This window comes from Amycolatopsis plumensis (assembly GCF_042652605.1).
Lineage (GTDB): Bacteria > Actinomycetota > Actinomycetes > Mycobacteriales > Pseudonocardiaceae > Amycolatopsis > Amycolatopsis plumensis.
Genome location: NZ_JBHSJY010000001.1, coordinates 8,676,725 through 8,689,261 on the forward strand (window position 1 = coordinate 8,676,725; position 12,537 = coordinate 8,689,261).

10 protein-coding genes are annotated in these 12,537 nt (G+C 71.8%); 6 read left to right on the forward strand and 4 right to left on the reverse strand.

Features of this window, described 5'->3' with window-relative positions; translation table 11 throughout:
- Positions 1-35: 35 nt before the first annotated feature.
- From ACFPLC_RS41650 to ACFPLC_RS41665, 4 genes are all read left to right on the forward strand, one after another.
- Positions 36-3,068: a thioester reductase domain-containing protein gene (locus ACFPLC_RS41650; RefSeq protein ID WP_378200050.1), complete on the forward strand. Its 3,033-nt coding sequence runs from the start codon at positions 36-38 to the stop codon at positions 3,066-3,068.
- Positions 3,065-4,108 (forward strand): class I SAM-dependent methyltransferase, encoded by a 1,044-nt coding sequence (locus ACFPLC_RS41655; protein WP_378200053.1) that lies wholly within the window; start codon positions 3,065-3,067, stop codon positions 4,106-4,108. Before ACFPLC_RS41650 ends, ACFPLC_RS41655 begins: the two co-directional genes overlap by 4 nt.
- A 13-nt stretch (positions 4,109-4,121) precedes the next feature.
- Positions 4,122-5,582, forward strand: coding sequence for an amino acid adenylation domain-containing protein (locus tag ACFPLC_RS41660; protein ID WP_378200057.1), 1,461 nt, complete (start codon positions 4,122-4,124; stop codon positions 5,580-5,582).
- Between the two features lie 108 nt (positions 5,583-5,690).
- Positions 5,691-6,488 carry an AfsR/SARP family transcriptional regulator gene (locus ACFPLC_RS41665; RefSeq protein ID WP_378200060.1) on the forward strand — a complete coding sequence of 266 codons (798 nt, stop codon included), beginning with the start codon at positions 5,691-5,693 and terminating at the stop codon, positions 6,486-6,488.
- Here the strand turns inward: ACFPLC_RS41665 and ACFPLC_RS41670 are convergent.
- The 3 genes from ACFPLC_RS41670 to ACFPLC_RS41680 are packed head-to-tail and all read right to left on the reverse strand — an operon-like array spanning position 6,452 to position 9,360.
- Positions 6,452-6,748, reverse strand: a complete 297-nt coding sequence (locus ACFPLC_RS41670) for an acyl carrier protein (RefSeq protein ID WP_378200063.1) — start codon at positions 6,746-6,748, stop codon at positions 6,452-6,454. The genes ACFPLC_RS41665 and ACFPLC_RS41670 overlap by 37 nt on opposite strands.
- Before the next feature lie 12 nt (positions 6,749-6,760).
- Entirely contained in the window at positions 6,761-8,221 is a 1,461-nt protein-coding gene (locus tag ACFPLC_RS41675; protein ID WP_378200066.1) for an amino acid adenylation domain-containing protein, read from the reverse strand.
- Positions 8,218-9,360, reverse strand: a complete 1,143-nt coding sequence (locus tag ACFPLC_RS41680) for an acyl-CoA dehydrogenase family protein (RefSeq protein WP_378200069.1) — start codon at positions 9,358-9,360, stop codon at positions 8,218-8,220. Before ACFPLC_RS41680 ends, ACFPLC_RS41675 begins: the two co-directional genes overlap by 4 nt.
- A 119-nt stretch (positions 9,361-9,479) precedes the next feature.
- On the opposite strand from ACFPLC_RS41680, the gene ACFPLC_RS41685 reads away from it, so the two are divergent.
- Both ACFPLC_RS41685 and ACFPLC_RS41690 read left to right on the forward strand, forming a co-directional pair.
- On the forward strand, positions 9,480-10,820 hold the full coding sequence (locus ACFPLC_RS41685) for an NAD(P)/FAD-dependent oxidoreductase (protein ID WP_378200072.1): 1,341 nt from the start codon (positions 9,480-9,482) through the stop codon (positions 10,818-10,820).
- Entirely contained in the window at positions 10,796-11,851 is a 1,056-nt protein-coding gene (locus ACFPLC_RS41690) for a ketoacyl-ACP synthase III family protein (protein WP_378200075.1), read from the forward strand. The genes ACFPLC_RS41685 and ACFPLC_RS41690 overlap by 25 nt, the downstream gene beginning before the upstream one ends.
- On the opposite strand, the gene ACFPLC_RS41695 is transcribed toward ACFPLC_RS41690, so the two are convergent.
- Complete coding sequence (locus ACFPLC_RS41695) at positions 11,829-12,401, reverse strand: class I SAM-dependent methyltransferase (RefSeq protein ID WP_378236131.1); 573 nt, start codon at positions 12,399-12,401, stop codon at positions 11,829-11,831. The two genes, ACFPLC_RS41690 and ACFPLC_RS41695, sit on opposite strands and share 23 nt — an antisense overlap.
- Positions 12,402-12,537 lie beyond the last annotated feature (136 nt).

Here is a 12,537-nt window from a genome sequence, read left to right on the forward strand (position 1 = left end):
GCAGACCACTACGACACAGTACGGAGCACGAGCCGGTGAGCGCACGGGATATCGAGGACGTCTACGACCTGACGCCGCTGCAGCACGGGATGCTCTTCGAGAACCTGTACGCGCCCGGCGAGGGCACCTACGTCGAGCAGTCCGTGCTGGAGTTCGGCGGGTCGCTCGACCGGGACGCCTACTGGCGCGCGTGGCAGCACATCGTGGACCGGCACGCGGCGCTGCGCACCACGTTCCACTGGAACGACATCAAGAAGCCCGTGCAGACCGTGCACCGCCGGATCACGCTGCCGCGCACCGAGCTGGACCTGCGGCTGCTCGGCGAGGCCGAACAGCGGCAACGGATCCAGGACTACCTGCGTCCGGCGCGCGTCAAGGGGTTCGACCTGGAAGACCGGCCGCCGATGGACCTGTGCCTGGGCGTCTCCGACGACCGGCAGTACCAATTGCTCAGCGTGCACCACCTGATCCTGGACGGGTGGTCGGTCGGGATCATCCTCGCCGAGTTCATGCGTGCCTACCGGGCCTACCACGAGGGCCGGGAACCGGAACTGCCACGCGCCGGGCGATACCGGGACTACGTGGCCCGGTGGCGGCAGCCGGACGGCACCGGCTCCGAACAGTACTGGCGGGCCGAACTGGCCGGCTACGTCCCGCCCGCACCGCTCGACCTCGGCACTCCCCCGGCCGCCGACCGGGGCGAGGTCCCGTACGAGGGGGCGGATCTCGACCTGGCCGACCTGGCCGGCGACATCCGGGCCTTCACCCGCGAGCACCGCCTGACCGCGAACACCCTGGTCCACGGGGCGTGGTCGCTGGTGCTGTCCCGCTGCCAGCACACCGACGACCTGACCGTGGGGACGACGTTCGCCGACCGGCCGCGGGACGTGCCCGCCGCCGAGTCGATCGTGGGCTGCCTGGTCGGCACGTTCCCGATCCGCACGGCGGTCCGGCCCGGCGAGCCGGTGCTGGACTACCTCGCGCGTGTCCAGGATTCCGTGCTGTCGGCGCACGAACACTCCGGGAACAGCCTGGTGGACATCCACCGCTGGAGCCCGCTGCCGCAGCCGGAGCGCCTCTTCGAAACCCTGGTCACGTACCAGAACATCCCGATCCCGGAGTTTTCGCTGCCGGGCGAGGACGTGACGATCCGCGGCTACACGGTGGACACCCGGCCGCAGTTGCCGCTGGTGCTGATGGTGATGCCCGGCAGCACCATGCCGATGCGGCTGGTGCACGACCGGCGGCGGTTCAGCGCACACCAGGCCGACCTGTTGCTGCGCCGGGTGCGCGAGACGCTGCGGGCGATCGTCGGTACGAGCCGTGGCACGACACTCGACGAGATCGACGTCCGGACCGGCGACGAGCGGCGGCGCACGGAACGGGCCTGTGCCGACACGGTCAACCTGGACCTGCTCGCCGCCGCGGACACCCGGGTGGCCGGCCTGCTGCGGGCGGCGCCGGGACGGCCGCTGCGGCTCGTGGACCGGCAGGGGCGCGAAGTCCCGCTCGGCGCACCCGGCCTGGTCGAGGTCGGCGGCACGCGGTCCGGGATGTGGGCCAGGGTGACCGATCACGGCGACATCGAGTACCTCGGTGACCGCGCCCGGCGCGCGGACCCCGCCCGTGGCGGGGCACCGGACGACGAGCCGGGCACGCCGACCGAGAAGTCGATCGCCGCGCTCATGGCCGACATCCTCGGCGTCGACCGGATCGGCGCCGGCGACAACCTCCTCGAACTGGGCCTGCACTCGCTGCTCGGCACCCGCGCGATCAACCGGATCAGGGACGCCTGGAACATCACGGTCACCCTGCACACGCTGTTCGAGCACCCGACCGTGCGCGACCTGGCGAAGCTGGTCGAGGCCGGCGGCGAGACCCAGCCCGCGCCCCGCGGGCACCAGGACCTCCGGGCGGACGTCACCCTGGACGAGTCGATCACCGGCGCCGGGGCCGGCGCGTGGACCGCGTCCCCGCACCGGGTGCTGCTCACGGGGGCCACCGGGTATCTCGGCACGTTCCTGCTCGACCGGCTGCTCCGCACCACCACCGCCACCGTCACCTGCCTGGTCCGGGACCAGACCGCGGACGACGGGTCGGCGCGCTTGCGGGCCACCCTTCGCTCGGCCGGGCTGTGGCGCGACGAGTACCACGGCCGGGTCACCGCGATGTGCGGGAACCTCGGCAAGCCGCTGCTCGGGCTGGCCGAGGCCGACTTCGCCGCACTGGGCGACGACGTGGCCGAGATCTACCACGCGGCTGCGAACCTGAACATCCTGCCGAGCTACCGGCGCCTGCGGCCGGCGAACGTCGGCGGGACCCGGGAAGTGCTCCGGCTCGCCGCGACCGGCCGGACCAAACCGGTGCACTACCCGTCGTTCGCCGGGCTCACCGAGCACCCCGATCCGGCGGTCGCCGGCCGTGAGCTGCCGCTGGGCGAGGACCCACCGGACGTCCGCAACGGCTATCTGGCGACGAAATGGGTGGCCGAGCGGATGCTGGACCTGGCCAACGAGCGGGGTGTCCCGACCGTGGTCTACCGCGCCACCAGGCTGATGGGCGCGAGTTCGCCCGCTTACTGGAAACCGGCCGACGCCACCAGCGAGATCGTGCGGGCGTGCACGTACCTGGGTCTGGTGCCCGACTCGGACGTGCCCATGCCCGCGTCCCCGGTCGACTACGTCGCGGACGCGATCACGGCGTTGGCGCGCCGGCGGGAGTCCCTTGGCGGGCACTACCACCTCGTCGCGCCGAAACCGTTCAGCTTCCGCGTCCTGGGGGAGGCGATGACCCTCGCCGGGCACGACGTGCGACCGGTGGACATCGACACCTGGTACTCCGCACTCGTCCGCCGGTCCGCGGCGGACCGGGACTCGCGCTGGGACCTGGTGCTCGCCGTGGTCGGTGCCTGGAAGCGGCACGTGGCGGAAGGCTGGCGTGAACCGGAGTACGACACGTCGCTGGCCACCTCGGCGCTGGCCGGTGCGGTGGTCTGCGGCCCGATCGACGCGGAGTACCTCCGCGGGGCGGTGACGGCCTTCGCCGCGGCCGGGGCGGACGGGAGATGACCACGCCCGCCGAACACGTCCGCACCTGGGAAGCGCTCTACGACGAGCTCTACACCGGGTCGCTGACGGGCGACCCGGACAGCCGGTTCGCCGGCTGGACCAGCAGCTACACCGGTGAGCCGATCCCGCTCGCGGAAATGCGGGAGTGGCGGGACGCCGCGGTCCGGCGGATCAGCACGCTGACCCCCCGGCGCGTGCTGGAGATCGGCGTGGGCAGCGGGCTGTTGCTGACCGAACTGGCCGGACGTTGCGACACGTACTGGGGCGTCGACGCGTCCGGTGCCGCGATCGACTGGCTGGAGGACACCCTCGGTGACGACATCGCCGACCGGGTCGTGTTGCGGCAGGGCGCCGCCCACGAACTCGGCGACCTGCCGGAGCTGTTCTTCGACACCGTGATCCTCAACTCCGTCGTGCAGTACTTCCCCGGCACCGGCTACCTGCGCGAGGTCCTCGACGGGGTGTTCCGGCTGCTGGCGCCCGGCGGCGCGGTGTTCGTCGGCGACGTCCGCAACCCACGGACCCAGCGGTGCCTGCTGGCCGCCGTCGCGGTCGCGAAGGGCGGCGACCGCACGACACTGGAACGGTTGCTGCGGCTGGAAAAGGAGCTGCTCGTCGACCCGGGTTTCTTCACCGGCCTGCCGTACGGCGCGGACGTCCGCCTGAAGAACGCCGAGTACCACAACGAACTGAGCAGGCACCGGTACGACGTCATCCTGACCGAGGCGCCGCGGCCGGCGCACCCGGTGGCACGCCGGCTGGCGTGGGGCGTCGACGTCACCAGCACCACCGAGCTGACCGGCCACCTCGCCGAGGTGGCCGGCCGCGGGCTCGCCGTCACCGGGATCCCGAACCTGCGGCTCACGGGTGAGCTCGCCGTGCTCGCGGAACTGGAGTCCCGGCCGCCCCCGCCGCCGGGGACCGACCCGGCGCAGATGTGCGCGCTGGGCGCGCGGCTCGGCTACCGGGCCGTCCTCACGTGGTCCGGAACGGACGGATGCTTCGACGTGCTGTTCACCCACGAATCCCGGAAACCATAGGGAGCCCGACGCCATGACGCTCTACGAGAGGTTCGCGGCGCAGGCCGCCCTCGACCCCGGCCAGGTCGCCGTGGTCGACAGTGAACTGTCCCTGAGTTACGACGCGCTGCGCGCTGCCGCGGAGGACCTGCGCGACCGCCTCGCCGACGCGGGCGCGCGGCCCGGGGACCTGATCGGGTTGCGCGTGCCCCGCGGTGTGCCCGTCGCGGTCGGGATCCTGGGCATCCTCGCGCACGGATGTGCCTACGTGCCACTGGACCCGGCGTATCCGGCAGCCCGCCGGGAGCTGATCGCCGAGGACGCGGGCGTGACCGTGGTCGTCACGGCGGACCGGGGTGCCTGGCGGCCGGACGTGGTCGTCACCGGCCCCCGGACCGTCCGGCACGAAACCCCGCCGGACGTCGCCTACGTGATCTACACGTCCGGCTCGAGCGGCCGTCCCAAAGGGGTCTTCGTCGGCAACGAACACGTCCTGGCGTTGCTGGACGCCGGCAAGAAGGTCTTCGGCTTCGACGCGACGGACGTCTGGTCCGTGTTCTGCGGGTACGGGTTCGACGTCAGCGTGTGGGAGCTGTGGGGCGCCCTGCTGAACGGCGGCACCGCGGTGATGATCTCCCACGAGACCGCGACCGATCCGCGCGCGTTCATCGACGTCCTCCGGGCCGAGGGCGTGACCGTGCTCAACCAGGTGCCGACCGCGTTCGACTACCTGCTGGACGAACTGGCGGCACGGGGTGCGCGGCTGCCCGCACTGCGGTACGTGATGTTCTCCGGTGAGGCGATCCACCCGCCCGCCATCCGGCGCTGGTACGACCTGGCCGTGGCCACCGGGGCGACCCTGGTCAACATGTACGGCATCACCGAGACGACCGTGCACGCCACCTGGCACGTGCTGGCGCCGGACGCCGGGGACGGGTGGCCGGGTACGACCCCGATCGGGGTGCCGTTGCCGCACCTGGAGATCACCGTGGTGGACGAGGACCTGCGACCGGTCCCCGCCGGCACGCCCGGCGAGATGCTCGTCTCCGGCTCCGGAGTCAGCCACGGCTATCTCGGCCGCGCGGACCTCACGGCCGAGCGCTTCACCGTCCGCGCCGGTGTGCGAACGTTCCGCAGTGGTGACTGGGCGGTCCGGGACGCCGCCGGCGACCTGCACTACATCGGCCGCAAGGACCGCCAGGTCCAGATCCGCGGGTTCCGGGTCGAACTGGGCGAGGTGGAAGCCGCGATCGCCCGGCACCCGCTGGTGGCCCAGTGCGCGGTGACCGTGGCCGCGAACCAGCACGGCGAACCCCTGCTCACCGCGCACTACACCCGGTCCGGCGACGCGGAGGTCACCGGTGAGCAGCTCCGCACGTTCGCCACCGGCGTGCTGCCACCGCAGATGGTGCCGATGGCGTTCCGCGCGCACCGGTCCATGCCGGCCACCCCGAACGGGAAGATCGACCTGGCCGCGTTGGACAGCGCGTCCTGACCCATGCGGCCACTGCCGCACGCTACCCGGACGGCTATGCCGTGCGGTGCCCGATCAGCGGCCCACTCCAGCATGGCGCAACCACGATCGCGAGACGAGACTCACACCATGCGCTACGAAGTCCTCGGCCCGTTACGCCTGGCCGACCGCAACCGCGTCACCGCCGTGGGGCCGCCGAAGGTCCAGGCGGTGCTCGCCGTGCTGTTGATCCGTGCGGGTGAGCTGGTCACGCGGGACCAGCTGATCGCGGAGATCTGGGCCGACGACCCGCCCCGCCGGGCCACCGCGGCCCTGCAGGTCTACGTCTCGCAGCTGCGCAAGATCCTCGCGGCCGCGGGGTTCCCGGCGACCACCGTGGTCACCCACCAGGCCGGGTACGTGCTCCACAAGGGCGCCCAGGAGTGCGACGCGGACATCGTGCTCCGCCTCGCCGCGAACGGCCGGGCACTGTCGCGGCACCGCCGGTACCCGGAGGCGATCCGGGCACTGGAGAGCGCGCTGGCCCTCTGGCACGGCCCGGTCCTCGGCGGCCTGCGCGCCGGGCACCTCGTCGACGGGTTCGTCACCCGGCTCGAGGAGACCCGGATGGCGTGCCTGGAAACGCTGATCGACTGCCGGCTCGCCAGCGGGCTGCACCGGGAGCTGGTCGGGCCACTGCACTCCATCGTCGCCGAGCACCCGACCCGGGAAACCTTCCACCGCCAGCTCATGATCGCGCTCTACCGCTCCGACCGGCAGGCGGACGCGCTGAACGTCTACCACCTCGCCCGCAAGACACTGGACGACCAGCTCGGCGTCCGCCCGGGCCGAATGCTGCAGCGGGTTCAGCAGGCAATCCTCCGGGCGGACGACGAGCTGCTCGCGACCTGTCACGCCGGCGGCAGCGAGTGGACGGAGTCGGCGTAGTCCGGCGCAGGTTCGCCCAGTTCCCGCACCAGCGTCGCGATCCCGCTGACGGTGCCGAAGTTCTTGGCGCTCAGGTGCTGGAAGGGCACGATCACGCCGAGCCGCTCGCGGATGAAGGTCAACAGGATGGCGACTTTCAGCGAATCCAGGATCCCCCACTGCAGCAGCGGGGTGTCCGCGCCGAGTTCTCCCTCGGGGTCGCCGGCCAGGAACTTGTCCCGGATGAACTCGATGAGCCGCTGCTCAACGTCCGCCTGCATGCTGTGCTCCTCTCATACCGCGCTGCCTTCCCGCAAGGTGGCGATGAGCGCGGTCCGATCGATTTTTCCGTTGCTGGTACGGGGAATTGCGGACACCGTGTGCACCTCGCCCGGGATCATGTACGTCGGCAGCCGCTCCGCGCAGTGGCGTTTGATCGCCAGCACTCCCGTCCGGGCGCCGGGACGGAGTACGACGAACGCCACCAGCCGCGCTTCGAGCTCCTGGCCACCGACCACGACGGCCGTCTCGGCGACCGCGGGGTGGGTGTGCAGCGCGGCTTCCACGTCGCCCGGTTCGACCCGGTGTCCCCGTACCTTGGCCATCGTGTCGCGCCTGCCGACGTATTCGAAAGCACCGTCGTCCCGGACCGTCACCAGATCGCCGGTGGCGTACGGGCCCCGGTGCGGTTCCTCGCCCCAGTAGCCGCGCATCACCGACGGCCCGCTCACGTACAGCTCACCCGGCTCCCCTGGCGGTGCGACCGTCCACACGGTGTCGCCACTGGCCGCGGTGCCGATCGGCACCGGCCGGTCCTGCAGCAGGTCCTCGGCACGGACCTCGTGCGCGGTGCACACGTTGGTCTCGGTGGGACCGTAGAGGTTCAGCAGCCGCGCGCGGGTCCAGCCGGCGAGTTCACGCAACGCACCGATCGGGAAGACCTCCCCGGCGAACAGCACGGCCCGCAGCGATGGCGGCGCCGGCCGGTCGAGCAGACCGCCTTCGCGCAGCATCAGCATCAGCGCCGAGGGAACCGAGTACCACACGGTGATCTCCCGCTCCCGCAGGAACTCGGCCAGCTGGACGGGGGCATAGGCGAGTTCCGCCTCGACCAGGTGGACAGCGGCACCGGTGCACAGCGCCCCGTACAGGTCGAGGACGGAGAGGTCGAAACTGAACGGTGCGTGGTTGGCGAGCCGGTCGTCCGGTCCGATCGCCAGCGTCGCGATCGCCCACCGCACGAAGGCGAAGGCGTTGGCGTGGCTGAGGCAAACGCCTTTCGGGTCACCGGTCGAGCCGGACGTGTAGAGGATGAACGCGAGGTCGTCCTGGCCGGTCTCGACGGGCGGCGGCACGGCGGCGGGAAGCGGTTCGCCGAGGTCGACGACGACAGTCGTGCCCTCGAGCCAGGGCGTGATCTCCCGCGCACGTTCCGGGGTCGTGCACACCGCGCGTGGTGTGCACGACCGCGCCACGTTCGCCGCGCGGCGCGCGGGAGACGTGCTGTCCAAGGGGACGTAGACCGCGCCGAGGCGCAGGGCCGCCTGCATCGCGGTCACCACGGCACAGGACTTGGCGGCCCAGATCAGGACCCGGTCCCCCGGGCCCACCCCCGCCGCGGCGAGGCGCGCGGCCATCGCGTCCGCCCGCCGGTCCAGCTCGGCGTAGGTCAGCGAGCCGTCGGGCCCGGTGACGGCCGGCCGGTCGGGATATCGGCGGGCCGCGGCCCGCACCGCTTCGTGCAGCCTGGTCACAAGCCCATCTCCCGGGTCAGAATCTCCTTCTGCATCTCCGTCGTGCCGGAGAAGATCGCCGCCGGGACGGCGTCCCGCAGCTGGGCCTCGACGCCACCCTCGGCCAGGTACCCGGCGCCCCCGAAGACGCGCACCGCGTCGAGGCCGTTCGCGATCGCGGCCTCGGCAACGGCCACCTTCGACACGGCTGCCGCCGCCCGATGGTCCCGGCCCGCGTCCAGCAGCCAACACGCGCGGTGGACCAGCAGCCGCGCGGCATCCAACCGCACCCGCATGTCCGCGATCCGGTGGGACACCGCCTGGAAGCCGGCGATCGCCCGGCCGAACTGACGGCGAGTCCTGGTGTGCTCGACGCACTGGCGCAGCTGGCGGGCCAGCACCCCGAGGTAGAGACCGAACAGGCAGGCCCGCTCCCAGCCCATCGAGTGTTGGAAGATCATCGAGCCCTGGCCGTCTTCGCCGAGCCGGTACCGGGCCGGCACCAGGCACCCGGTGAACTCCACCGAGCTCGCCGGGCAGCCCCACAGGCCCATCTTCGGCATCGGCCCGCCCACCTCCAGGCCCGGCAGGTCGCGCGGGACCGCGAACGCGCTGATCCCGAGGAAACCCGCCGTGGGGTCGGTGACCGCGTAGGTGACGAACACGTCGGCGACCGGGCCGTTGCTGGCGAAGGACTTCACACCGTCGAGGAGGTATCCGCCGGCCACCGGCCTGGCCGTGGTGGTGAGCGCGCCGACGTCGGAACCGGCCTCCGGTTCGGTCATCGCGTTCGCCCCGATCAGCGTCCCGTCCGCGAGGCCGGGCAGGAGCTCGTCGAGGACGCTCCGGCACGCGAAGTCCCGGATGGGCACGGCACAGGCGAGCAAGTGGGCGGCGACGCCGAACACCAGGCCGGTGTCCGTGCACGCGTCGCCGAACGCTTCCAGGCACAGTGCGACGTCAAGCGCACCGAGACCGCCGCCGCCCGCGGTGGCCGGCAGGCACAAGCCGGTCAGCCCGAGCGCCGCGGCGGCCGACCACTCGTCCCGGGAATAGTGCGCGTCCGGCGAGTTCCTGGCCACGCCGGGCAGGCGGAAGCGCACGGCGGTGCGCAGCGCGTCGATCCGCTTCTGCTGCTCGGGAGTCACGTCGAAGTCCATAACGGGACCCATCGGACCGGCAACGGCCAACAGATCGCCAAGGGACCGCCAAAGGCCGTGGCCGGGGCGCTTTAGCGGGTCGTCAGCGTGTCCTTGGCGCCGCCCGAAGACTGGGACTCATGCAAGCCAACTTCGATGTGGCCGTCATCGGCGGTGGTCCGGCCGGCTCGACGGCGGCCGCCTATCTCGCCCAAGCCGGCCTTTCCGTCCTGTTGCTGGAAAGCGAGATATTCCCCCGACCGCACGTCGGCGAGTCCCTGGTGCCGGCCGCCACGCCACCGCTCGTCGAAACCGGCGCGATCACCGCCGTCGACGCCGCCGGCTTCCCGCGGAAGTACGGTGCCGCCTGGACGACCGCGCACTCGGTCAACCTGCCCAACAACGGCTTCGCCGGGCTCAGCCACAACCTGCCCGCGGTGGTGCAGTTCGTGGAACGCGATCAGGAGGGCGTCGACCGCGACTACACCTACCACGTCGACCGCGGCAAGTTCGATCTCATCCTGCTGAAGAACGCCGAGGAACGCGGCGCGCGGGTGGTCTGCGGCGCACGCGTGCTGAACGTGGACTTCGACGACCCGGAGAAGGTCACCCTGAGCTGCCGGATCGCCGGCGCGAACGTGGACTTCACCGCCGGCATGGTCGTCGACGCCTCCGGGCGGCACACCCTGCTCGGCAAGCAGCTGAAGACGAAGGTTCCGGACCCGGTGTTCAACCAGTACGCCCTGCACGCGTGGTTCGAGGACTTCGACCGCAGTGCGTTCGTCACCGAGGACCACGAACTGGACTTCATCTTCGTGCACTGGCTGGCCATGCGGGACTCCTGGGTCTGGCAGATCCCGATCACCGACACCATCACCAGCTTCGGTGTCGTGACGCAGAAGAAGAACTTCAGCTCGGCCGGCTCCGCACCGGGCGAGCTGTTCTGGGACTTCGTGGACACGCGGCCGGAGCTGTCGAAGGCACTGCGCAAGGCCCGCCAGGTCCGCCCGTTCAAGGCCGAAGGTGACTACAGCTACCGGATGACGGAGATCGCGGGTGACCGGTTCGTACTGATCGGCGACGCCGCGCGGTTCGTGGACCCGATCTTCTCGAGCGGGGTGAGCGTCGCGATGAACAGCGCGCGCCTCGTCTCCCGGGACATCATCGCCGCCCACCGGTCCGGTCGCGGCTACGGCCGGCCCAGCTTCGCCGGCTACGAGGAGAAGCTGAAGAAGGCGGTCGGCTACTGGTACGAGTTCATCGCCATCTTCTACCGGCTCAACGTGCTCTTCACGGCGTTCGTGAAGGACCCGCGCTACCGCATCGACGTGCTGCGGATGCTGCAGGGCGACGTCTACGACGGCGAACCGCCGAAGGCACTGAAGGACATGCGGACCATCCTGCGGGCGGTGGAGGACGACCCGGACCACGTCTGGCACCCGTACCTCGGTGGTGTGTGGGCAGAGCCGGTGACGTCCTGAAGCCGCGGTCGCTCTTCGTCCGCGGGATCGGCGTCCTGCTGCCCGACGGCCGGATCAGCGCGGACGACGCGGTCGCGGCCGGACTGTGCGATGCCGGCCAGATCGCGTACAGCGGCCTGGTCAGCGTCGCCGCCGGGGACGGCACGAGCGGGGTCGACCTGGCGGTCGGCGCGGGCCGGCGCGCGTTGTCCGACGCGGGCATCGGGCCGGGCGACGTCGATCTCCTCGTGCACGCGACGATGCTCCCGGAAGGCCCGGACGGCTGGTCACCCGCTGGTTACGTGCTCCGCGAACTCGGCTGCGGGCCGCGGCCGGGACACGAGGTCCGGCAGGGCTGCAACGGCATGTTCGCCGCGCTGGAACTGGCCGCCGGGTGGCTCGGGATGTCCGCCTCGCCGGCCACCGCGCTGCTCACCACGGCGCTGCGCGGCGGAAGCCCGATCATGGACCGGTGGCGCAGCGCGGGCTTCGGGATGTGCACCGGTGACGCCGGTTGCGCGCTCGTGCTCGGCCGCGACCACGGCCTGGCCCGGGTGGACGCGGTCTGCTCGACCACGTTCCCCGAGCTGGAAGGGCTGCACCGCGGCGGCACACCGCCGTCGGAGGAAACCGCGGGCCACGGGCTGGTCGACGTCGCCACCCGGTCCGCCGAGTTCGTGGCCGGCGCCGGTTACGACCCGCTGGACCTGCGGCGGATGTTCGCCTCGATGTACTTCTCCGTCGCCCGGCAGGCGTTGGCCGAAGCCGGCACCGGCACGAGCGAGCTGGCCAGGGTCATCTTCGTCAACGCGGGTGCCCCGGCCGTCGACGCGGGCGTCATGCAGCCGCTCGGCCTGCCGATGGCCCTGTCCACTTGGGACTTCGGTCGCACGGTCGGCCACCTCGGCGCGTGCGACCAGGTCGTGTCCCTGCACCACCTGCTGGCCACGCACCGGCTTTCCGCCGGGGACCGGGTGCTCCTGGTCGGCGGGACACAGGGCTACAACGCGGCGAGCGCCGTCCTGACCATCACCGGCGACCCGGCACGCTGATCCTCGCGCAGCCGAACAGCAGCGACGGCAGAACCCGCATCCACAGGAACTTCCGCTGGTACGCCCACTCCGGGGCGACGGCCCTGACGGCGGCGCGCAGACCCGCGAAGTCGGCGGACCGCAGGTGGTAGACGAAGATCGAGCCGCCGGGACGGACGACCCGCCGCAGCTCCCGCACCGCGGCCGGGAGCGGGTGCCAGTGGTGGAGGCTCATGGTGGCGACCACAACGTCGAACACGCCCTGCTCGTACGGCAATGCGGCGGCCTCTCCCACCGCGAACCGGACCCGGCCGGAGAGGCCACGCCGGGCCGCCAGACCGGTGGCGTACGTGACCATTTCGGGCACCGGGTCCACCCCGAACACCCGCAGGTCGGCGCGGGACCGGGCGATCCGCAGCGCCAGTGAGCCGGGGCCACAGCCGATGTCGAGCACCGCACCCGACTCCGGCGCCGCCGCCCGGACGTGCGCGGCCGCGCGGGTGTGCAGACCGCTGAAGGGGACGGACATGTGGCGCCGGTAGGCGGGCGGATCGTGGTACAGGTGCGACACCCCACAGTTCTACCGCACGTACCGCCGTTTCTCCGCCACCGTAGCCGCCCGGCTACCCCGACCGCGCAGCTCAACTGGGCTGGTTGGGGATTTCTGCACGCCTCCGGTCCGGATGAGGATGCATCGAAGGCGACGA